We start from the raw sequence: 20,414 nt of genomic DNA, 5'->3' as shown, positions 1-20,414 counted from the left end.
GTGTCACTGATCGCTTCTGACCACTTCCGCATCGTTGTCGGCCTCGGCAAGAGCGGCATGTCCCTGGTTCGCTTTCTGGCGAACCGGGGTGTGTCGTTTGCTGTCGCCGATACGCGGGAGCATCCGCCAGAACTCGCGACGTTGCGTCGTGACTACCCGCAGGTCGAAGTGCGTTGTGGCGAGCTGGACGTCGAATTTCTGTGCCGCGCCGATGAGCTGTATGTCAGCCCCGGCCTGGCCTTGGCGACCCCGGCTTTGCAGCAAGCGGCCATGCGCGGCGTTAAGTTGTCCGGCGATATCGAGCTGTTCGCTCGCAACGCCAGGGCGCCCATCGTGGCCATCAGCGGATCGAATGCGAAAAGCACGGTCACCACGCTGGTGGGCGAGATGGCTGCGGCAGCGGGCAAGCGTGTCGCGGTCGGCGGCAATCTCGGCACGCCGGCGCTGGACCTGCTCAGCGACGACGTCGAGTTGTATGTGATGGAGCTGTCGAGCTTCCAGCTGGAAACCACCGATCAGCTCGGCGCTGAAGTGGCGACCGTGCTGAACATCAGTGAAGACCACATGGACCGCTACAGCGGCCTGCCGGCTTATCACTTGGCCAAGCACCGGATCTTCCGTGGCGCGCGGCAGGTGGTTGTCAATCGTCAGGACGCATTGACCCGCCCGTTGATCGGCGAAGGCGTGCCGTGCTGGACCTTTGGTTTGAACACGCCCGACAGAAACGGCTTCGGCTTGCGCGAAGAGAACGGCGAGAAATATCTGGCCTTCCAGTTCGACAACCTGATGCCGGTCCGCGAGCTGAAGATTCGTGGCGGCCACAATCAGGCCAACGCCCTGGCTGCGCTGGCGTTGGGTCATGCGGTGGGTCTGCCGTTCGACGCCATGCTTGCCAGCCTCAAGACATTCGCAGGTCTCGTTCATCGCTGCCAATGGCTGCGTGAGCTCAACGGCGTGAATTACTACGACGACTCCAAAGCGACCAACGTCGGTGCCGCGCTGGCAGCGATCGAAGGCCTGGGCGCCGACATCGACGGCAAGCTGGTGCTGATTGCCGGCGGCGATGGCAAGGGCGCGGATTTCACCCCGCTGAAAGCCCCGGTTGCCGCCCATTGCCGCGCCGTCGTTCTGCTGGGCCGCGATGCGGATCTGCTCGCCACGACCTTTGGCGATTCGGTGCCTCTGGTACGCGTCACTACATTGGAAGAAGCCGTGCAACGTGCTGCTGATATCGCGCAGGAAGGGGATGCCGTGTTGCTGTCGCCCGCCTGCGCAAGCCTGGACATGTTCAAGAATTTCGAAGAGCGCGGACACCTGTTCGCCCGGGCCGTGGGGGACTTGTCATGATTTTTGGCGTGATCAAGCCGTATCCGTCGCCGATCATCAGTGGCCGTGGCGTTGACGTCGATTTCCCGATGCTCGCCGGCTGCCTCGCGTTGCTGGGCCTTGGCCTGGTGATGATCACTTCCGCCTCGTCGGAAGTGGCTGCCGTGCAGTCGGGCAACGCGCTGTACATGATGACCCGTCACCTGATCTATCTGGTGCTCGGCCTGATCGCCTGCGTCGCGACCATGATGGTGCCGGTCGCCACCTGGCAGCGCCTTGGCTGGCTGATGCTGATTGGCGCGTTCGGCCTGTTGATCGCGGTAATCGTGCCCGGCATCGGGCGTGAGGTGAACGGTTCGATGCGCTGGATCGGCTTCGGCATGTTCAACGTGCAGCCGTCGGAAATCGCCAAAGTATTCGTGGTGATTTTCCTGGCCGGCTACCTGATTCGTCGCCAGCAGGAAGTGCGTGAGAGCTGGATGGGTTTCTTCAAGCCGTTCATCGTCTTGCTGCCCATGGCTGGCTTGCTGCTGATGGAGCCGGACTTCGGCGCCACGGTCGTAATGATGGGCGCGGCGGCTGCAATGCTGTTTCTGGGCGGCGTCGGTCTGTTCCGTTTCAGCCTGATGGTGGCCCTGGCGGTCGGCGCCGTATTTGTGCTGGTTCAGGCGCAGCCTTACCGGATGGCGCGTCTGATTACCTTCACCGACCCGTGGTCCGATCAGTTCGGTTCCGGCTACCAGTTGACCCAGGCGCTGATTGCCTTCGGTCGCGGCGAATGGTTCGGCGTCGGCCTCGGCAACAGCGTGCAGAAGCAGTTCTACCTGCCGGAAGCGCACACCGACTTCGTGTTCTCGGTGCTGGCCGAAGAGCTGGGCGTGGTGGGTTCACTCGCGACGGTCGGGCTGTTCGTGTTCGTCAGTATCCGGGCGATGTACATCGGTATGTGGGCCGAGCGCGCCAAGCAGTTCTTCGCCGCGTACACCGCGTATGGCCTGGCTTTCCTGTGGATTGGTCAGTTCCTGATCAACATCGGCGTGAACGTCGGCTTGCTGCCAACCAAGGGTCTGACCCTGCCGTTCCTCAGCTACGGCGGCAGTTCGTTGATCATCTGCTGCGCCAGCCTGGGCCTGTTGCTGCGCATCGAGTGGGAATCGCGCAACAACATGGGCAGTGAAGAGGCCGAGTTCCAGGAAAGCGACTTTGCCGAGGAGCCGACCCATGGCCGCCGGTAACGTTTTGATCATGGCGGGCGGCACCGGCGGACACGTGTTCCCGGCGCTGGCATGCGCCCGTGAATTCCAGGCCCGCGGCTACACCGTGCACTGGCTGGGGACACCGCGCGGCATCGAAAACGAACTGGTGCCTGCGGCAGGTCTGAAGCTGCACTTGATCAACGTCACCGGTCTGCGTGGCAAGGGCCGGCTGTCGCTGGTCAAGGCGCCGTTCATGTTGATCAAGGCCTTGTTGCAGGCGCGCAAGATCGTGCGTGAGTTGTCGCCGGTCTGCGTCGTCGGCTTCGGTGGCTACGTGACAGGCCCTGGCGGTCTGGCGGCGAAGCTGGCCGGTGTGCCGCTGATCATCCATGAGCAAAACGCTGTGGCGGGCACGGCCAATCGCAGTCTGGCGTCGTTCGCCGCGCGAGTGTGTGAAGCGTTCCCGCAGACGTTCGCGGCGTCGGCCAGGCGCCGCACCACCGGTAACCCTGTGCGCGCCGAGCTGTTTTTCGAGACGCCGCGCCAGACGCTGATCGGTCGCCGGCCTCGCTTGCTGGTGCTGGGCGGAAGCCTGGGCGCCGAGCCGCTGAATAAATTGCTGCCGGAAGCCCTGGCGCAAGTGCCTGCCGACATTCGCCCTGAGGTGTTTCATCAGGCCGGCAAGCATCACGATGAAGTGACCGCCGAGCGTTACCGCGCCGCCGGTGTAGAGGCGCAGGTCGCCCCCTTCATCAAAGACATGGCCCAAGCCTATGGCTGGGCGGATCTGGTGGTCTGCCGCGCAGGTGCGTTGACCGTCAGTGAACTGGCTGCTGCCGGACTGCCGTCGTTGCTGGTGCCTTTGCCCCACGCGATCGACGATCACCAGTCGCGCAACGCCGAATATCTGGCTCGCGAGGGCGCTGCCTTCGTCATGCCGCAAGCGACAACTGGCGCCGCCGAAATGGCCGCTCGCCTGAAAGAGGTTTTGATGCAACCCGAACAATTGAACCGCATGGCCGTCACGGCTCGCCAACTGGCCAAGCCTGACGCCACCAACACCGTCGTCGATATCTGCCTGGAGGTGGCCCATGGTTGAGAATCAACGCGCCATGCCACAGCCGGAAATGCGCCGTATCCGCCGTATCCACTTTGTGGGCATCGGCGGCGTGGGGATGTGCGGTATTGCCGAAGTGTTGCTGAACCTGGGCTATGACGTGTCCGGTTCCGACCTCAAGGCATCGCCGGTGACCGAGCGTCTCGAATCGTTCGGCGCGCAGATTTTCATTGGCCATCGCGCGGAAAACGCCTCGACGGCTGACGTGCTGGTGGTGTCCAGCGCAGTAAACACCTCCAACCCGGAAGTGGCGACTGCCCTTGAACGTCGCATTCCTGTCGTGCCACGCGCTGAAATGCTGGCCGAGCTGATGCGCTATCGCCACGGCATCGCGGTCGCGGGTACCCACGGCAAAACCACGACGACCAGCCTGATTGCCTCGGTGTTCGCGGCGGGTGGCCTTGATCCGACCTTCGTGATCGGCGGGCGTCTGAACGCTGCCGGCACCAACGCTCAGCTCGGCACCAGCCGTTACCTGATCGCCGAAGCCGACGAAAGCGACGCCAGTTTCCTGCACCTGCAGCCGCTGGTGGCCGTGGTCACTAACATCGACGCCGACCACATGGCGACCTACGAAGGCGACTTCAACAAGCTGAAGAAAACCTTCGTTGAGTTCCTGCACAACCTGCCGTTCTACGGTCTGGCCGTTGTCTGCATCGACGATCCGGTGGTGCGCGACATTTTGCCTTCGGTCAAGCGGCCGATCATGACTTATGGCTTCGATGACGCCGCCGACGTGCGCGCAATCAACGTGCGTCAGGACGGCATGCGTACTCACTTCACCGTACTGCGTCGTGACCGCGAGCCACTGGACGTGTCGGTCAACATGCCGGGCAAGCACAACGTGCTGAACTCCCTGGCAACCATCGCCATCGCCACTGACGAGGGCGTCTCTGACGAAGCCATCATTCAGGGCCTGTCGGGATTCCAGGGCGTTGGCCGGCGCTTCCAGGTGTACGGCGAACTGCCGGTGGAAGGCGGCAACGTAATGCTGGTCGATGACTATGGTCACCACCCGCGTGAAGTGGCTGCCGTGATCAATGCCGTGCGCGGTGGTTGGCCGGACCGTCGTCTGGTCATGGTCTACCAGCCGCACCGCTACAGCCGCACCCGCGATCTGTACGACGACTTCGTGCAGGTCCTCAACGAGGCCAACGTGCTGTTGCTGATGGAAGTCTATCCGGCAGGTGAAGAGCCGATTCCGGGCGCGGACAGCCGTCAGTTGGCCCACAGCATTCGTCAGCGCGGTCAGCTTGATCCGATCTACATCGAGCGTGGCGTCGAGTTGGCCCCGCTGGTCAAACCGCTGCTGCGCGCCGGTGACATTCTGCTGTGCCAGGGCGCCGGCGACATCGGCGGGCTCGCACCGCAATTGCTGAGAAGCCCGCTGTTCACCGGTGCAATCGTGGCCTCAACCGAAGGTAAGCTGAAATGACAGCCGCCCTGCAGTCCGCCCTGTTTTCGACGCTGGAGCCAAAACGCTTCGGTCGCGTCGCCGTGCTGTTCGGCGGCAAGAGCGCGGAGCGGGAGGTGTCCCTGAAATCCGGCAGCGCAGTGCTCGAAGCCCTGCATAGCGCAGGCGTCGACGCGTTCGGTATCGACGTGGGCGAGGATTTCCTGCAGCGGCTGGTCAGCGAAAAAATCGATCGCGCGTTCATCGTGCTGCACGGTCGCGGTGGCGAAGACGGCACCATGCAGGGTCTGCTGGAGTGCCTGGAAATCCCCTACACCGGTAGCGGCGTACTCGCGTCGGCGCTGGCGATGGACAAGCTGCGCACCAAGCAGGTCTGGCAGAGTCTCGGCTTGCCAACGCCCCGCCATGCCGTGCTGAGCAGCGAAGCAGATTGTATTTCTGCGGCGACGGAACTGGGCTTTCCTTTGATCGTCAAACCCGCCCATGAAGGTTCCAGTATCGGTATGGCCAAGGTGACCGGCGTCGATGAACTGATCGCCGCCTGGAACGCCGCCCGTACCTACGATTCGCAAGTGTTGGTCGAACAATGGATCGAAGGTCCGGAGTTCACCATCGCCTCTCTGCGTGGGCAGGTATTGCCTCCCATCGGCCTGGGTACTCCCCACAGTTTTTACGACTACGACGCCAAGTACCTGGCTTCCGATACCCAGTACCGGATCCCGTGCGGCCTCGATGCAGCCAAAGAAGATGAACTCAAGGCACTCACGGCTCGGGCCTGTGAAGCGGTCGGCATTGCCGGCTGGGCGCGCACCGATGTCATGCAGGACGCCGACGGCAAATTCTGGCTGCTTGAAGTCAACACCGTTCCCGGCATGACCGATCACAGCCTTGTGCCTATGGCGGCGCGTGCGGCCGGGCTCGATTTTCAACAGTTGGTGTTAGCCATTCTGGCCGACAGCGTCCAGGTGCGAGGGTAGATCATGCACGGCGCAACGGTTCGTCATCAGCAATCCGCTACCGGCCGCAACAAGCCGGTACCGCGTGGTGCCAGCCGCATGGTTGCCAAGGAGCCCATGTCGTCGCGCATGCCGCGACCGAATTTCGGTTTCCTGCGCAGCCTGATGTGGCCGGTGCTGCTGGTGGTATTCGGCTTTGGTACGTACGAAGCCGCACAGCGCCTGCTGCCTTATGCCGACCGCCCGATTTCGCGAATCAACGTGCAGGGCGACCTGAGCTACATCAGTCAGCAAGCCGTGCAGCAGCGGATCGCGCCGTTCGTGGCGACCAGCTTCTTCAATATCGATTTGGCCGGCATGCGCACCGAGCTTGAGCAAATGCCGTGGATCGCCCACGCCGAGGTCCGCCGCGTCTGGCCGGATCAGGTGGTGATCCGTCTGGAAGAACAATTGCCGGTTGCGCGCTGGGGCGATCAATCCCTGCTGAACAACCAGGGTCAGGCATTCACCCCGCGTGAGCTGGCCAATTACGAACACCTTCCGCAGTTGTTCGGGCCTCAACGGGCTCAACAGCAGGTGATGCAGCAGTACCAGGTCCTGAGCCAGATGTTGCGCCCGCTGGGATTCTCCATCGCTCGCCTGGAACTGCGTGAGCGAGGCAGCTGGTTTCTGACCACTGGCGCAGGCAATGCAGGCCCAGGCCTGGAGCTGCTGCTGGGACGAGGCAATCTGCTTGAGAAGATGCGCCGCTTTATCGCCATCTACGACAAAACACTGAAAGACCAGATCACGAACATTGCGCGAGTCGACCTTCGTTACAACAACGGCCTGGCCGTTGGTTGGCGCGAACAGGCAGCAGCGCCAACGACGGACAAACCCGCCGTCGCGAAGAATTGATAAGAGGCAGGACCCATGGCAAACGTGCAAAGCGGCAAAATGATCGTCGGATTGGATATCGGCACCTCCAAGGTGGTGGCGCTGGTAGGCGAAGTCGCGGCTGATGGCACGCTGGAAATCGTCGGTATCGGCACTCACCCGTCCCGCGGCCTGAAGAAGGGCGTGGTGGTGAATATCGAATCCACCGTGCAGTCGATCCAGCGCGCAGTAGAAGAAGCGCAGCTGATGGCCGGTTGCCGCATTCACTCGGCGTTCGTCGGCGTTGCGGGCAACCACATCCGCAGCCTGAACTCCCACGGCATCGTGGCGATTCGTGACCGCGAAGTAAGCTCGGCCGACCTTGAGCGCGTGCTCGACGCTGCCCAGGCCGTGGCGATCCCGGCTGACCAGCGCGTGCTGCACACTCTGCCGCAGGACTACGTTATCGATAACCAGGAAGGCGTTCGTGAGCCACTGGGTATGTCGGGCGTGCGTCTTGAAGCCAAGGTTCACGTCGTGACCTGCGCGGTGAATGCTGCACAGAACATCGAAAAATGTGTCCGTCGCTGCGGCCTCGAAGTCGACGACATCATCCTCGAGCAACTGGCCTCGGCTTACTCGGTGCTGACCGACGACGAGAAAGAACTGGGCGTGTGCCTGGTGGATATCGGCGGCGGCACCACTGACATCGCGATCTTCACCGAAGGCGCGATCCGCCACACCGCCGTGATCCCGATTGCCGGCGATCAGGTCACTAACGACATCGCCATGGCGCTGCGTACACCGACCCAGTACGCCGAAGAAATCAAGATCCGTTACGCCTGCGCTCTGGCCAAACTGGCCGGCGCCGGCGAAACCATCAAAGTGCCAAGCGTCGGCGACCGTCCGCCGCGTGAACTGTCCCGTCAGGCCCTCGCCGAAGTGGTCGAGCCGCGCTACGACGAGCTGTTCACCCTGATCCAGGCCGAGCTGCGTCGCAGCGGCTACGAAGACTTGATCCCGGCCGGCATCGTGCTGACCGGTGGCACCTCGAAAATGGAAGGCGCGGTCGAACTGGCCGAAGAGATCTTCCACATGCCGGTCCGCCTCGGCGTACCGCACAGCGTCAAAGGGCTCGCGGACGTCGTTCGCAACCCGATCTACTCAACCGGCGTCGGCCTGTTGCTGTACGGACTGCAAAAGCAGTCTGACGGCATCTCGCTGTCCGGCCTTTCCGGCTCCGGTAGCAGTTATAGCGATGAACCGAAGGCCCCAGTGTTAGAGCGTCTCAAGCGCTGGGTTCAGGGGAATTTCTAAGATTCAAAAAGTGGTAGGCAGGCAACAGGCGACATAAAACTAGAGAACTGAAGGAGAGGGAACATGTTCGAGCTCGTAGACAACATCCCACAAAGCCCGGTAATTAAAGTTATCGGCGTTGGTGGTGGCGGCGGCAACGCAGTCAATCACATGGTCAAGAGCAACATCGAAGGCGTCGAGTTCATCTGCGCCAACACCGATGCTCAGGCCCTGAAAAACATTGGCGCACGTACCATTCTGCAATTGGGTACCGGCGTGACCAAAGGCCTGGGCGCAGGTGCGAATCCTGAAGTCGGCCGTCAGGCTGCACTGGAAGACCGCGAGCGCATCGCTGAAGTGCTGCAAGGCACCAACATGGTCTTCATCACCACCGGCATGGGCGGCGGCACCGGCACGGGTGCTGCACCGATCATTGCCGAAGTGGCCAAGGAAATGGGCATTCTGACCGTTGCGGTCGTGACGCGTCCGTTCCCGTTCGAAGGCCGCAAGCGCATGCAGATCGCCGATGAAGGCATCCGCGCGCTGTCCGAAAGCGTCGACTCGTTGATCACCATTCCCAACGAGAAGCTGCTGACCATCCTCGGTAAAGACGCCAGCCTGCTGTCGGCTTTCGCCAAGGCTGACGATGTACTGGCCGGTGCCGTTCGCGGTATCTCCGACATCATCAAGCGTCCGGGCATGATCAACGTCGACTTCGCTGACGTGCGCACCGTGATGTCCGAAATGGGCATGGCGATGATGGGCACTGGCTGCGCCAGCGGTCCGAACCGTGCGCGTGAAGCCACCGAAGCGGCCATCCGCAACCCGTTGCTCGAAGACGTGAACCTGCAAGGTGCTCGCGGCATTCTGGTCAACATCACCGCCGGTCCTGACCTGTCTCTGGGTGAGTACTCCGACGTGGGTAGCATCATCGAAGCGTTCGCCTCCGAGCACGCCATGGTCAAGGTCGGTACCGTTATCGATCCGGACATGCGCGACGAGCTGCACGTCACTGTGGTTGCCACCGGCCTGGGTGCAAAAATCGAGAAGCCTGTGAAGGTCATCGACAACACCATGCAGACCACTCAAGCCGCACCTGCGCAGCAACACGCCGCACGCCAGGAGCTGCCTTCGGTCAATTACCGCGATCTGGATCGCCCAACCGTGATGCGCAATCAGGCACACGCGGGCGCAACAGCCGCAGCGAAGATGAACCCGCAAGACGATCTGGATTACCTGGATATTCCAGCGTTCCTGCGTCGTCAGGCTGATTAATGGGTTCTATCAGGGGTATAAGGGTGATTGGTGTTCAGCAAAGGCGGGGTCTGCTATCATCGCCAGCCTTTGTTGATACTAATTCGCGATACGCGCTGAAGCGGCCAATGCCATGATTAAACAACGCACCCTGAAAAATATTATCCGTGCCACAGGTATCGGCCTGCACTCGGGGGAGAAGGTTTACCTGACCCTCAAACCAGCACCTGTGAACGCTGGCATTGTGTTTTTCCGTACCGACCTTGAGCCGGTGGTCCAGATCAACGCTCACGCGTTGAATGTGGGTGACACCACGCTCTCCACGACGCTGTTCAATGGCGACGTGAAGGTCGATACGGTCGAGCACTTGCTGTCGGCCATGGCCGGCCTTGGCATCGATAACGCCTACGTTGAACTTTCTGCCTCCGAAGTTCCAATCATGGATGGCAGCGCAGGTCCCTTCGTATTCCTGATTCAGTCGGCTGGCCTGGAAGAACAGGACGCACCGAAGAAATTCATCCGCATACTTAAAGAAGTGTGTGTAGAAGAAGACGGCAAGTCCGCCAAGTTTTTACCGTTTGAAGGTTTCAAGGTGGGGTTCGAGATCGATTTCGATCACCCGTACCTGAAGAATCGTACACAGACGGCTTGCGTGGATTTTTCCAGCACTTCGTTCGTTAAAGAAGTGAGCCGTGCGCGGACATTCGGTTTCATGAAAGACATCGAGTATCTGCGTAAGCACAACCTGGCTCTGGGCGGCAGCGTTGAAAACGCGATCGTCGTGGACAAGGACGGCGTGTTGAACGAGGACGGTCTTCGTTATGAAGACGAGTTCGTGAAGCACAAGATTCTGGATGCCATCGGTGACCTGTATCTGTTGGGCAACAGTCTGATCGGCGAGTATCAGGGCTTCAAGTCGGGACACGGTCTGAACAATCGTTTGCTTCGTGCGTTGATCGCTCAGGAAGACGCTTGGGAAGTTGTGACCTTCGAAGATGCCAGCACCGCACCGATCTCTTACATGCGCCCCGTTGCGGCGGTGTAAACAGTCTCTTCTTCCTAGTTTTGATGTTTTCAGGCCACCCTCGGGTGGCCTTTTTTATTGGGAAGTGGCCATCGCGAGGGCAGTTGATGGATCGCCGATAAGATAGCGTGCATATCCGTTTTTTGTGTTTACTGGAATTATGGTTCCGCCCTTACGGCGGGTCACTTTTTCCAAGAGCCGAAAAAGTAACCAAAAAGGCCCTGCTCCTGGTTTGGCCCTTCCTTCGTCAGGGTTCCTTCACTCCGGTCTCGCTCCGTGGGCCCGCGCCGAACGGACATCCATGTCCTGACGGCGCTCTCGCCGCATCCGTGCGGCTCAGCCCACTCCGCGAGACCTGCGTTCAGCCTGCACCAAAGTCGCGTTTTGCGGTGTTTGGGGCTTCTGTGTACGAAGATCAAAAGCGCGTTTAAAGCAGATCAAAAGCTTCCCGGCTGAAGCCGGTCCTACTGACCTCCACAGGTTCCACTGACTGCACGCGATGCTTTTTAGTGGGACCGGCTTTAGCCGGGAAGAGGCCAGTGCGAGCGCCGGGATTCTCGGAGCTTATGATCCCCCAGCCTCTTTCGGCGCCGCATGGGCCGCCAGCCGTTCTAGCGCGGCGCGCAGTTTCGGGTCGGTGATGCCTTCCGCCGTCGCTGTGATGGTCTCCGCCGCCGCAACCGAAAGATCCCGCGTATGCCCGGCCGCGACACGATGGGTTCTCGCGGGCTGAACCTTCAACTGCAAACGGGTGAGGTTGGCGAATTCGTTGAATGCGACGAGTTGCCGTTGCAGCCGTTTCTGTTGATAGCGCAATCGTGTCGCCCAGTGGCCGTCGGTGACGATGAGTAGAAGCGTGCCTTCGCGCCACGATGCCACGTGGCAGTGCTCGCGGGCGGCGGGTTGTAGCTGGCTTTCCAGCAGGCGCTGCAAATGCGCAAGGCGTTGGGCATGGTTGAAGATGGCTTTGAGCGGGCGGGCTTCGCGCAGGAGAACAGCGGGTGCGCGAGCCGGTAGGGGACGAAATGCCATGATGGGATGCCTTGTGTTGCCAGGGCGTGATCTTAGCAGAATCGGTTGACGCACCTTTGCGTCAGGCGTCCAGGGTGCAGATGCGCCGCGCGATCATGAAAAAACATTAATAAAACTTCTCACCCGCATGGGTTGAAGTCACGGGAAATGACCCTATTGTACTTCTGCCCCGTAACATTGCTGTGCCAGCATCGTGGAATAACGCCACTTTCCTCACCACCATTTCCGGGTAGAATGCTCGTTCGCATGCGGCCATGAGGGCTGCTCGGGCGACTCACGGGGCCGCCCTCCATCCCTATGTGTGGAAGATCCTTTCGATATGTTTGCACCTTTGTTAAAAAAACTTTTCGGAAGCAAGAACGAGCGCGAAGTGAAGCGCATGCTCAAGACGGTCCAGGTCGTCAACAGCTTCGAAGAGCAAATGGTCGCCCTCTCGGACGAACAGCTGCGCGCCAAGACCGATGAGTTGAAGGCCCGCATAGCCAAAGGTGAGACCCTCGACCAGCTCTTGCCCGAAGCCTTCGCGGTCTGCCGCGAGGCGGGTAAACGCGTGATGGGCATGCGTCACTTCGACGTACAACTGATCGGCGCCATGACATTGCACGAAGGGATGATCGCCGAGATGCGTACCGGTGAGGGTAAAACCCTCGTCGCGACCCTCGCGGTTTACCTTAACGCACTGTCCGGCAGAGGCGTGCACGTGGTCACGGTGAACGACTACCTGGCCCGCCGTGACGCCAACTGGATGCGCCCGCTGTATGAATTCCTCGGTCTGACCGTAGGCGTGGTCACGCCTTTCCAGCCGCCGGAAGAGAAGCGCGCCGCCTACGCCTCCGACATCACCTACGGCACCAACAACGAATTCGGTTTTGACTACCTGCGCGACAACATGGCGTTCAGCCTGGAAGACAAATTCCAGCGCGAGCTGAATTTCTCCGTGATCGACGAAGTGGATTCGATCCTCATCGACGAAGCCCGTACGCCGCTGATCATTTCCGGTCAGGCCGAAGACAGCTCCAAGCTCTACACCGAAATCAACAAGCTGATCCCCAAGCTCGAGCAGCACATTGAGGAAGTGGAAGGCGTAGTCACCAAGCAGGGCCATTTTTCCATTGACGAGAAATCCCGTCAGGTGGAGCTGAACGAGTCCGGTCACCAGTTTATTGAAGAGATGCTCACCGAAGTCGGCTTGCTGGCTGAAGGCGAGAGCCTGTATTCCGCGCACAACCTGGGCCTGTTGACCCATGTATATGCCGGCCTGCGTGCCCACAAGCTGTTCCATCGCAACGTCGAGTACATCGTTCAGGACGGCCAGATCCTGTTGGTCGACGAACACACCGGCCGTACCATGCCGGGTCGTCGTCTGTCCGAGGGCCTGCACCAGGCCATCGAAGCGAAGGAAGGCCTGAATATTCAGGCCGAGAGCCAGACACTGGCCTCGACCACTTTCCAGAACTACTTCCGTCTGTACAACAAGCTGTCCGGCATGACCGGTACGGCAGACACCGAAGCGTTCGAATTCCACCAGATCTACGCCCTGGCCGTGATGGTCATTCCGCCGAACAAGCCGTTGGCGCGCAAAGACTTCAACGACCTCGTGTACCTGACCGCCGAAGAGAAGTACTTGGCGATCATCACCGACATCAAGGCCTGTCTGGCCGAGCAACGTCCGGTGCTGGTGGGTACGGCGACGATTGAAACGTCGGAGCACATGTCCCGCCTGCTGGTGCAGGAAGGCATCGACCACAAGGTTCTGAACGCCAAGTTCCACGAAAAAGAAGCTGAAATCATTGCCCAGGCCGGTCGTCCGGGTGCACTGACCATCGCCACCAACATGGCCGGTCGCGGCACTGACATTCTGCTGGGCGGTAACTGGGAAGTTGAAGTTGCCAGCCTGGAAGACCCGACCCCTGAGCAGATCGCGCAGATCAAGGCCGACTGGCAGAAGCGCCATCAGCAGGTGATTGAAGCGGGTGGTCTGCACGTGATCGCTTCCGAGCGTCACGAATCCCGTCGTATCGACAACCAGCTTCGTGGTCGTGCCGGTCGTCAGGGTGACACCGGTTCGAGCCGTTTCTACCTGTCGCTGGAAGACAGCCTGATGCGCATCTTCGCCTCTGACCGGGTGAAGAACTTCATGAAGGCGCTGGGCATGCAGTCCGGCGAAGCGATCGAGCACCGCATGGTGACCAACGCGATCGAAAAAGCCCAGCGCAAGGTCGAAGGCCGCAACTTCGACATCCGCAAGCAGCTGCTCGAGTTCGATGACGTCTCCAATGAACAGCGGAAAGTGATCTACCACATGCGTAACAGCCTGCTGGCTGCGACCAACATTGGTGACACCATTGCCGAGTTCCGCGAAGAAGTCCTCGACGCCACCATCTCCGCGCACATCCCGCCGCAGTCCTTGCCTGAGCAATGGAATGTCGCGGGTCTGGAAGCCGCGCTGAGCAGCGATTTCAGCGTGAAGCTGCCGATTCAGCAGTGGCTTGACGAAGACGATCACCTGAACGAAGACACCCTGCGTCTAAAGTTGATGGAAGCCATTCTGGCGGCCTACAACGAGAAAGAAGACCAGGCCAGTGCCGAGGCGCTGCGCACGTTCGAGAAGCAGATTCTCCTGCGCGTGCTGGACGACCTGTGGAAAGACCACCTGTCGACCATGGATCACCTGCGTCACGGTATTCACTTGCGCGGTTACGCTCAGAAGAACCCGAAGCAGGAATACAAACGCGAATCGTTTGCCCTGTTCCAGGAACTGCTCGATTCGATCAAGCGCGACGCCATTCGTGTGCTGTCCCACGTTCAGGTTCGCCGCGAAGATCCGGCCGAGGAAGAGGCTCGTCTGCGCCGCGAAGCCGAGGAGCTGGCGCAGCGCATGCAGTTCCAGCACGCCGAAGCACCGGGTCTGGATCAGCCGGACCTGCTCGCTGAAGAAGGCGAAGACGTTGCAGTTGCTGCTGCCGCCGCACTGTCGCCGGTTCGCAACGACCAGAAGCTGGGTCGTAACGAATTGTGCTGGTGTGGTTCGGGCAAGAAATTCAAGCACTGTCACGGCCAGATCAACTGAGTTGTGAACCGCGACGGGCTGTAGCTGAACTGTAAAATCACGCCGCGACCGGCTCTGCCGTCGCGGCGTTTTTCAATCAATCGAGCCGTGTCGGCGATGCCGCATGGCGTGACTGTCTTTCAAGGAGCGCACTTCATGGCTGTTGGTCTTGGTCCTTTGCCGACGCTGCACCCGGTTCCTGGTTTTGAACTTGGCATCGCTTCCGCTGGCATCAAGCGCCCGGGGCGTAAAGATGTCGTGGTCATGCGCTGCGCCGAAGGCTCCAGTGTGGCAGGCGTGTTCACCCTGAACGCCTTTTGTGCGGCGCCGGTGATCCTCGCCAAGCGACGCGTGCAAGGCACCGTGCGCTATTTGCTGACCAACACCGGCAACGCTAATGCCGGAACTGGCGAGCCGGGCCTGACCGCTGCCGAGCGCACCTGCGCCAAGCTGGCCGAGATCACCGGGGTCGATGCCAGCGCGGTGCTGCCGTTTTCCACTGGCGTGATCGGCGAGCCATTGCCTGTCGAGAAGATCGAAGGCGCACTGCAGGCGGCGCTGGATGATTTGTCCGTCGACAACTGGGCCGCAGCGGCCACCGGCATCATGACCACCGACACGCTGCCCAAAGGCGCGAGCCGTCAGTTCGTGCTTGATGGTGTGACCGTCACCGTGACCGGCATCAGCAAAGGGGCGGGCATGATTCGTCCGAACATGGCGACCATGCTCGGCTACATCGCCACCGACGCCAATGTCGCGCCGAGCGTGCTGCAGGACCTGATTCGCGACGGCGCCAACAAGTCGTTCAACCGCATCACCATCGACGGCGACACGTCGACCAACGACTGCTGCATGCTGATCGCCACCGGCCAGGCCGACTTGCCGGCTGTGACCGAAGCCAGGGGCCCACTGTTCGAGGCGCTGAAAAAAGCCGTCTTCGAGGTGTGCATGGACGTCGCTCAGGCCATCGTCCGTGACGGCGAGGGCGCGACCAAGTTCGTGACCGTTGAAGTCAACGGCGGCGGCAATCATCAGGAGTGCCTGGACGTGGGTTACACCGTTGCCCATTCGCCGCTGATCAAAACCGCGCTGTTCGCGTCGGACCCGAACTGGGGCCGGATCCTTGCGGCCGTGGGTCGCGCGGGCGTGCCGAACCTCGACGTCAGCAAGATCGACGTGTTTCTGGGTGACGTGTGCATCGCCAGCAAAGGCAGTCGCGCCAGCACCTACACTGAGGAGCAAGGCTCGCTGGTGATGGCGCAGGAAGAAATCACCATCCGCATCGAGCTGGGCCGTGGCGATTGCAGTGAAACCATCTGGACCACCGACCTGTCGCACGAATACGTGAAGATCAACGCGGAATACCGCACCTGAATCACGAGCGAGTCCACCGGTTTCAACGGAGCCAAGACATGAGCCTGCACCTGATCATCGGCGACAAACGTTATTCCTCCTGGTCGCTGCGCCCGTGGCTGGCGCTTGCGCTGACCGGCGAGGCGTTCACCGATCAGGTGATTCGCCTGAATCAGGCTGACACCACGCGGCTGATTCTTGAGCATTCGCCAACCGGTAAAGTCCCTGCGCTGAAGTGCGAGCACGGCACCATCGTCGACTCATTGGCGATCTGTGAGTATCTGGCAGAGCGCTTTCCGAATGCAGGGTTGTGGCCGGCGGATGTCGCCGCCCGCGCTCAGGCTCGGTCGGCATGCGCACAGATGCACAGCGGCTTTGTCGGACTGCGCTCGCGTTTACCCATGGATGTGCGTCAGGACGAGGCGCTGGAGGTCATCGCGGTCGACGCTCAGGCAGATATCGACCGCATGGTTGCGCTGTGGCGTGAGTGCCGAGCGGTGTCGGGTGTGAGCGAGGGTTTCCTGTTCGGCACGCCGGGCATCGTCGATGCGTTCTTCGCCCCGGTCGCCGTGCGCTTTCGTACCTATCGCGTCGAGCTGCCAACAGACGCGGCAGCCTACGTCGAAACGATTTATCAGTGGCCTGAGTTCAAGCGCTGGCAACAGGCGGGTCTGGAGGAAGTTTGAACGTGAAACGCATCCATGTGGCCGCGGCGGTTATCCGTGGCACCGACGGCAAGGTCCTCATCGCCCGACGCGCCGACAAACAGCATCAAGGCGGCTTGTGGGAGTTTCCCGGCGGCAAGGTAGAACCTGATGAATCGGTCGAGGCCGCGCTGTCCCGCGAGCTGCACGAAGAGCTCGGCATCGTCGTGACTGCGGCGCGTCCGCTGATCAAGATCAAGCACGACTACCCGGACAAACAGGTGTTGCTGGACGTCTGGGAAGTCTCGTCGTTTACCGGCGCGCCCCACGGTGTTGAAGGGCAACCGCTGGCCTGGGTATCGCAGCGGGAATTGGCCGAGTATGAATTTCCGGCAGCGAATCGGCCGATCGTGGCCGCCGCGCGTTTGCCGGGTGAATACCTGATCACCCCGGACGATCTGGAAACGCCGGAGCTGCTGCGTGGCATACGCACGGCGGTGGCCGGCGGCATCAAGCTGGTTCAGCTGCGGGCGCCGAATATGTACGACCCGAAATACCGTGACGTCGCGGTTGACGCGGTCGGGCTGTGCGCGGGCAAGGCGCAGCTGATGCTCAAAGGGCCGCGCGAATGGCTGGGCGACTTTCCAGCGGCGGGCTGGCACCTGACCAGCGAACAGTTGCGCAAATACGCCAGCAAGGGCCGTCCGTTTCCTGAAGATCGCTGGCTGGCGGCCTCGTGTCACAACGCCGAAGAGTTGAGTCTGGCCGAGCAGATGGGCGTGGATTTCGTCACCCTCTCGCCCGTGCTGCCGACGCAAAGCCATCCTGATGCAATGCCGCTGGGCTGGGAAAAGGCCCGCGACTTGATCGAAGGGTTCAGCAAGCCGGTGTATCTGCTGGGCGGGGTAGGGCCGACGGATCGTCAGCAAGCGTGGGAATGTGGCGGGCAGGGTGTGGCCGGAATTCGCGCGTTCTGGCCGCAAGGCTGAAGAGGATCACATGGTAGGAGCGCGCCTGCCCGCGATTGCAAGTCTCAGGCGCTCCCCCAGGATCAAGCTGATGCCGAAACCCCTAGAGCCGGCTTGCTGGCGAACCCACCGCGCCAGGCGCCATCGATGTTTCTGAACGGACGCGTTCGCCAGCAAGCCCACTCCTACAGATTGTGCGAATCCGTCAGCCACGCCAACGGCAACCAGGCGTCAATCTCCTCCCGTCAGGCTGGAAGGCGCTGCGATCACTGCGGCTTCTTCGCAGGCTCCCACAAAATCTCCGCGACCCCCTCACGCCGGGCAATGATCCGTGCCGCGACAAACAGCAAATCCGACAGCCGATTGATGTACGCCAGACCAACCCCGGCCAGTGGCTCGACCGCGTTCAGGTGCTGACAGCGTCGCTCCGCCGTACGCGCCAGGCTCCGGCAAACGTGGGCCTGTGCAATCAGCGTCGAGCCGCCCGGCAAGATGAAGTTCTCCAGTGGCCCCAGCTCTTCATTCCAGTGATCGATCGCCGTTTCCAGACGCTCGATCTCCGCCGCATTCAACGCCTGATATTCCGGCATCGCCAGCTCGCCGCCCAGGTCGAACAACCGATGCTGACAGGGCGCCAACACGTCGATGACTTCCTGCAACGCCGGATGAGTCGCGACTGCCGCCGTAAGGCCGGCCAGCAGCACCCCGACCTGACTGTTCAGCGAGTCCACTTCCCCAATGGCCTCGACCCGCGGGTGGTCCTTCGGCACCCGACGGCCGTCGCCCAAACCCGTTTCGCCGGTATCACCCGTGCGTGTGTAAATTTTCGACAAGCGAAATCCCATGGCGCTACTCCCGGTCGTTCTGACCAATGACCTGTGGTGCAGGCATATCTATTGAATTGTCCACCAGCGGCAAGCGCAAGGTGAAACAGGTGCCCTGGCCGAGGGTGGAATGCACTTCCATCTGGCCTTTGTGGTTGTTAGTGATAATGAAATACGACACCGACAGCCCGAGGCCTGTGCCCTGGCCGATTTCCTTGGTGGTGAAAAACGGCTCGAAGGTGCGCTTGCGCACGCTTTCCGACATACCGATGCCGTTGTCCTCGACCTGTATCTCCGCCCAGGGCGGGTTCAAACGCGTGCGTAAAATGATGCGCCCCGGCTCGCGGTTGTCCTCGCGCTGATGGATGGCCTGGGCGGCGTTCTTCAGCAGGTTGAGCAGCACTTGCTCCAGTTCGTTGGCCGTCGCAGGCACCGGGCCCAGATCGGGATCGAACTGGCGGATGATGTTCTGGCCCTTGAAGTCAAAGCCGATGGTCAGATCGAAGTCGTTGCTGGCGATCTCCACCGCCTGATCGATCAGCGACGGCAGATCACAAGGCGCCAACTGACGGTTACTGCGTCGGCTGAAGCTGAGCATATGGCTGACGATCTTTGCCGCCCGCGCTCCGGCCGACTGAATGCCGTCAAGCAACTGCGGCACTTCCCGGGCGATCAGGTATTGATTCACCGCCGCCAGTTCGATGCCTTGTTGCTCGGCCTGCTCCAGATTCTTCGGCAAATCGGGCGACAGCCGACGGCGGATGTTCTGCACGTTGTGCATGATCGCGCCGAGGGGGTTGTTGATCTCGTGGGCCATGCCGGCGGCAAGACCACCCACCGAGAGCATTTTCTCCGACTGGACCATCATTTCCTCCAGCGACAGGCGCTGGGTGATGTCATCGATACGGATCACCGCGCCACGGCCGGCATCGCCGGTGAGAGGGTAGAAGGTGAGGGCGTAATGACGCGACTCTTCGTCCTTGACCCAGGTGACACGCTCGATCTTGGTGACGGTGTGACGCTCGACGGTCTGCTTGATCTGCGGCAAAAACGCGCGCATCGGCGGGAACGCCGAGTAGATGGGCTGGTTGAGCGCCTCGTCCAGCGGCGTGCCGGAAAGAGCGCCGGCCTCCTGATTCCACTGGGTGACGTAGAGCTGCTCATCCAGGGCAATCAGCGCCGAGGGCATGGAGTCGATGATGCTGTTGAGGTAATTCTGAAAACCCGTGAGCTTCTTCTCGATCTTGCTGCGCACCTGAACCTCAAGCTCCAGCTTGCGGTTGGTGTGGCGGGTTTCTTCCGCCAGACCCTGCGCCTGATCGTAGGCTTCCTGGGATTCATCGCGGGCGCGTCTGAGCTGCTGCTCACGGGCTTCCATGCGCGAGAGCATGGTGTTGAACGCCTCGGCCAGCGACCCGATTTCGTCCTTGTTGCCAGGGGTCGCTCTTAACGCATAGTTCTCCTCGCGGGTCACCCGCCGTGACAGGTCTTCCAGCTGGTAGATCGGCTCGGTGATAAAGCGTCGAATCTGCCGGGCAACGCCGGCCCAGAGCAGGATGCTGAAGATCAGGATGCCAATACTGGCGGTGAGGGTGCCGGTGTAAAAAGCCGTCGGCAGTTCGCTGCTGGCGACCAGCAACAAATGGCCCTGCGCCTGCCCGGCTTTGGGAAGGGGGATGACCTGAGTGTTGCGAAACTCAGTAATACGCCAGCTCTCCAGATCCCGGTAGTGGTCGGGCATGCGCAGTTTGTCGCCTTGCTGCATCTGCGCCAGACGCGTACCGCTGCTGTCATACACCGCCGCCGCTCGCAACGGGCCGTAGTTTTTCAGTTCCTTGAGCAGCGCCTGGGCGTTGTAGGTCGAGGACAGGGCTTGCTCGGACAGCCCGGGATTGCTGATCAGCCGACCGATCGTCTGCAATGCCTGGGGTGCCATCGCCTCCTGAGAGATGTAATAGGCGGCGCTGATGAATGTCAGGTTGGCGACCACCAGCACGGTGGTGAGCAACACCAGCAAGGCGGCCAGGAGTTTTTGACCGACCGGCAGGTTTTCGAGGCGCTGGCGCAATGGCATGGGGCAGGTCACCGGAATGAGGAGCGGGCAGG

16 protein-coding genes are annotated in these 20,414 nt (G+C 61.1%); 13 read left to right on the top strand and 3 right to left on the bottom strand.

Going from position 1 to position 20,414, the window contains the following annotated elements:
- The 9 genes from murD (at nucleotide 1) to lpxC (ending at nucleotide 10,459) form a co-directional block, all read left to right on the top strand.
- Entirely contained in the window at nucleotides 1-1,347 is a 1,347-nt protein-coding gene (murD, locus tag L4G42_RS10790) for a UDP-N-acetylmuramoyl-L-alanine--D-glutamate ligase (protein WP_237250765.1), read from the top strand.
- Entirely contained in the window at nucleotides 1,344-2,561 is a 1,218-nt protein-coding gene (gene ftsW, locus L4G42_RS10785; RefSeq protein ID WP_037014687.1) for a putative lipid II flippase FtsW, read from the top strand. Before murD ends, ftsW begins: the two co-directional genes overlap by 4 nt.
- Nucleotides 2,548-3,621 (top strand): undecaprenyldiphospho-muramoylpentapeptide beta-N-acetylglucosaminyltransferase, encoded by a 1,074-nt coding sequence (gene murG, locus L4G42_RS10780; RefSeq protein WP_237260806.1) that lies wholly within the window; start codon nucleotides 2,548-2,550, stop codon nucleotides 3,619-3,621. Before ftsW ends, murG begins: the two co-directional genes overlap by 14 nt.
- Nucleotides 3,614-5,074, top strand: coding sequence for a UDP-N-acetylmuramate--L-alanine ligase (murC, locus tag L4G42_RS10775; protein WP_237250767.1), 1,461 nt, complete (start codon nucleotides 3,614-3,616; stop codon nucleotides 5,072-5,074). Before murG ends, murC begins: the two co-directional genes overlap by 8 nt.
- Nucleotides 5,071-6,030 carry a D-alanine--D-alanine ligase gene (locus tag L4G42_RS10770; protein ID WP_237250768.1) on the top strand — a complete coding sequence of 320 codons (960 nt, stop codon included), beginning with the start codon at nucleotides 5,071-5,073 and terminating at the stop codon, nucleotides 6,028-6,030. Before murC ends, L4G42_RS10770 begins: the two co-directional genes overlap by 4 nt.
- Nucleotides 6,031-6,033: 3 nt before the next feature.
- A complete protein-coding gene (locus L4G42_RS10765) occupies nucleotides 6,034-6,906 on the top strand; it encodes a cell division protein FtsQ/DivIB (RefSeq protein WP_237250769.1) in 873 nt (290 codons plus the stop codon).
- A gap of 15 nt (nucleotides 6,907-6,921) precedes the next feature.
- Entirely contained in the window at nucleotides 6,922-8,181 is a 1,260-nt protein-coding gene (ftsA, locus tag L4G42_RS10760; RefSeq protein WP_037014678.1) for a cell division protein FtsA, read from the top strand.
- 63 nt (nucleotides 8,182-8,244) lie between these two features.
- Nucleotides 8,245-9,435: a cell division protein FtsZ gene (ftsZ, locus tag L4G42_RS10755; protein WP_237250770.1), complete on the top strand. Its 1,191-nt coding sequence runs from the start codon at nucleotides 8,245-8,247 to the stop codon at nucleotides 9,433-9,435.
- 112 nt (nucleotides 9,436-9,547) lie between these two features.
- Entirely contained in the window at nucleotides 9,548-10,459 is a 912-nt protein-coding gene (gene lpxC / locus L4G42_RS10750) for a UDP-3-O-acyl-N-acetylglucosamine deacetylase (protein WP_065992158.1), read from the top strand.
- Between the two features lie 543 nt (nucleotides 10,460-11,002).
- On the opposite strand, the gene L4G42_RS10745 is transcribed toward lpxC, so the two are convergent.
- Nucleotides 11,003-11,470, bottom strand: a complete 468-nt coding sequence (locus L4G42_RS10745; RefSeq protein WP_237250771.1) for a DUF721 domain-containing protein — start codon at nucleotides 11,468-11,470, stop codon at nucleotides 11,003-11,005.
- 319 nt (nucleotides 11,471-11,789) lie between these two features.
- On the opposite strand from L4G42_RS10745, the gene secA reads away from it, so the two are divergent.
- From secA to L4G42_RS10725, 4 genes are all read left to right on the top strand, one after another.
- The gene (gene secA, locus L4G42_RS10740) at nucleotides 11,790-14,540 is read left to right on the top strand and encodes a preprotein translocase subunit SecA (protein ID WP_237260804.1); all 2,751 of its coding nucleotides are present in this window, start codon (nucleotides 11,790-11,792) and stop codon (nucleotides 14,538-14,540) included.
- Nucleotides 14,541-14,675: 135 nt separating this feature from the next.
- Nucleotides 14,676-15,893, top strand: a complete 1,218-nt coding sequence (gene argJ / locus L4G42_RS10735) for a bifunctional glutamate N-acetyltransferase/amino-acid acetyltransferase ArgJ (protein WP_237250773.1) — start codon at nucleotides 14,676-14,678, stop codon at nucleotides 15,891-15,893.
- Between the two features lie 38 nt (nucleotides 15,894-15,931).
- Nucleotides 15,932-16,558: a glutathione S-transferase family protein gene (locus L4G42_RS10730; protein ID WP_237250774.1), complete on the top strand. Its 627-nt coding sequence runs from the start codon at nucleotides 15,932-15,934 to the stop codon at nucleotides 16,556-16,558.
- 2 nt (nucleotides 16,559-16,560) lie between these two features.
- Nucleotides 16,561-17,505, top strand: a complete 945-nt coding sequence (locus tag L4G42_RS10725; RefSeq protein ID WP_237250775.1) for a Nudix family hydrolase — start codon at nucleotides 16,561-16,563, stop codon at nucleotides 17,503-17,505.
- Between the two features lie 245 nt (nucleotides 17,506-17,750).
- On the opposite strand, the gene L4G42_RS10720 is transcribed toward L4G42_RS10725, so the two are convergent.
- Nucleotides 17,751-18,329: a cob(I)yrinic acid a,c-diamide adenosyltransferase gene (locus L4G42_RS10720; RefSeq protein ID WP_237250776.1), complete on the bottom strand. Its 579-nt coding sequence runs from the start codon at nucleotides 18,327-18,329 to the stop codon at nucleotides 17,751-17,753.
- A gap of 4 nt (nucleotides 18,330-18,333) precedes the next feature.
- Entirely contained in the window at nucleotides 18,334-20,382 is a 2,049-nt protein-coding gene (locus tag L4G42_RS10715) for a sensor histidine kinase (protein ID WP_237250777.1), read from the bottom strand.
- Nucleotides 20,383-20,414 lie beyond the last annotated feature (32 nt).

The sequence above is a fragment of the Pseudomonas petrae genome, assembly GCF_021728295.1.
In the GTDB taxonomy this organism is placed as follows: domain Bacteria; phylum Pseudomonadota; class Gammaproteobacteria; order Pseudomonadales; family Pseudomonadaceae; genus Aquipseudomonas; species Aquipseudomonas petrae.
This window is presented reverse-complemented; position numbering and strand designations above follow the sequence as displayed.

Bases quoted from the DNA above. Each gene is read 5' to 3' on its own strand.
- ftsW (WP_037014687.1), top strand. From the start codon at position 1,344: ATGATTTTTGGCGTGATCAAGCCGTATCCGTCGCCGATCATCAGTGGC.
- murG (WP_237260806.1), top strand. From the start codon at position 2,548: ATGGCCGCCGGTAACGTTTTGATCATGGCGGGCGGCACCGGCGGACAC.
- murC (WP_237250767.1), top strand. From the start codon at position 3,614: ATGGTTGAGAATCAACGCGCCATGCCACAGCCGGAAATGCGCCGTATC.
- L4G42_RS10770 (WP_237250768.1), top strand. From the start codon at position 5,071: ATGACAGCCGCCCTGCAGTCCGCCCTGTTTTCGACGCTGGAGCCAAAA.
- L4G42_RS10765 (WP_237250769.1), top strand. From the start codon at position 6,034: ATGCACGGCGCAACGGTTCGTCATCAGCAATCCGCTACCGGCCGCAAC.
- ftsA (WP_037014678.1), top strand. From the start codon at position 6,922: ATGGCAAACGTGCAAAGCGGCAAAATGATCGTCGGATTGGATATCGGC.
- ftsZ (WP_237250770.1), top strand. From the start codon at position 8,245: ATGTTCGAGCTCGTAGACAACATCCCACAAAGCCCGGTAATTAAAGTT.
- lpxC (WP_065992158.1), top strand. From the start codon at position 9,548: ATGATTAAACAACGCACCCTGAAAAATATTATCCGTGCCACAGGTATC.
- L4G42_RS10745 (WP_237250771.1), bottom strand. From the start codon at position 11,470: ATGGCATTTCGTCCCCTACCGGCTCGCGCACCCGCTGTTCTCCTGCGC.
- secA (WP_237260804.1), top strand. From the start codon at position 11,790: ATGTTTGCACCTTTGTTAAAAAAACTTTTCGGAAGCAAGAACGAGCGC.
- argJ (WP_237250773.1), top strand. From the start codon at position 14,676: ATGGCTGTTGGTCTTGGTCCTTTGCCGACGCTGCACCCGGTTCCTGGT.
- L4G42_RS10730 (WP_237250774.1), top strand. From the start codon at position 15,932: ATGAGCCTGCACCTGATCATCGGCGACAAACGTTATTCCTCCTGGTCG.
- L4G42_RS10720 (WP_237250776.1), bottom strand. From the start codon at position 18,329: ATGGGATTTCGCTTGTCGAAAATTTACACACGCACGGGTGATACCGGC.
- L4G42_RS10715 (WP_237250777.1), bottom strand. From the start codon at position 20,382: ATGCCATTGCGCCAGCGCCTCGAAAACCTGCCGGTCGGTCAAAAACTC.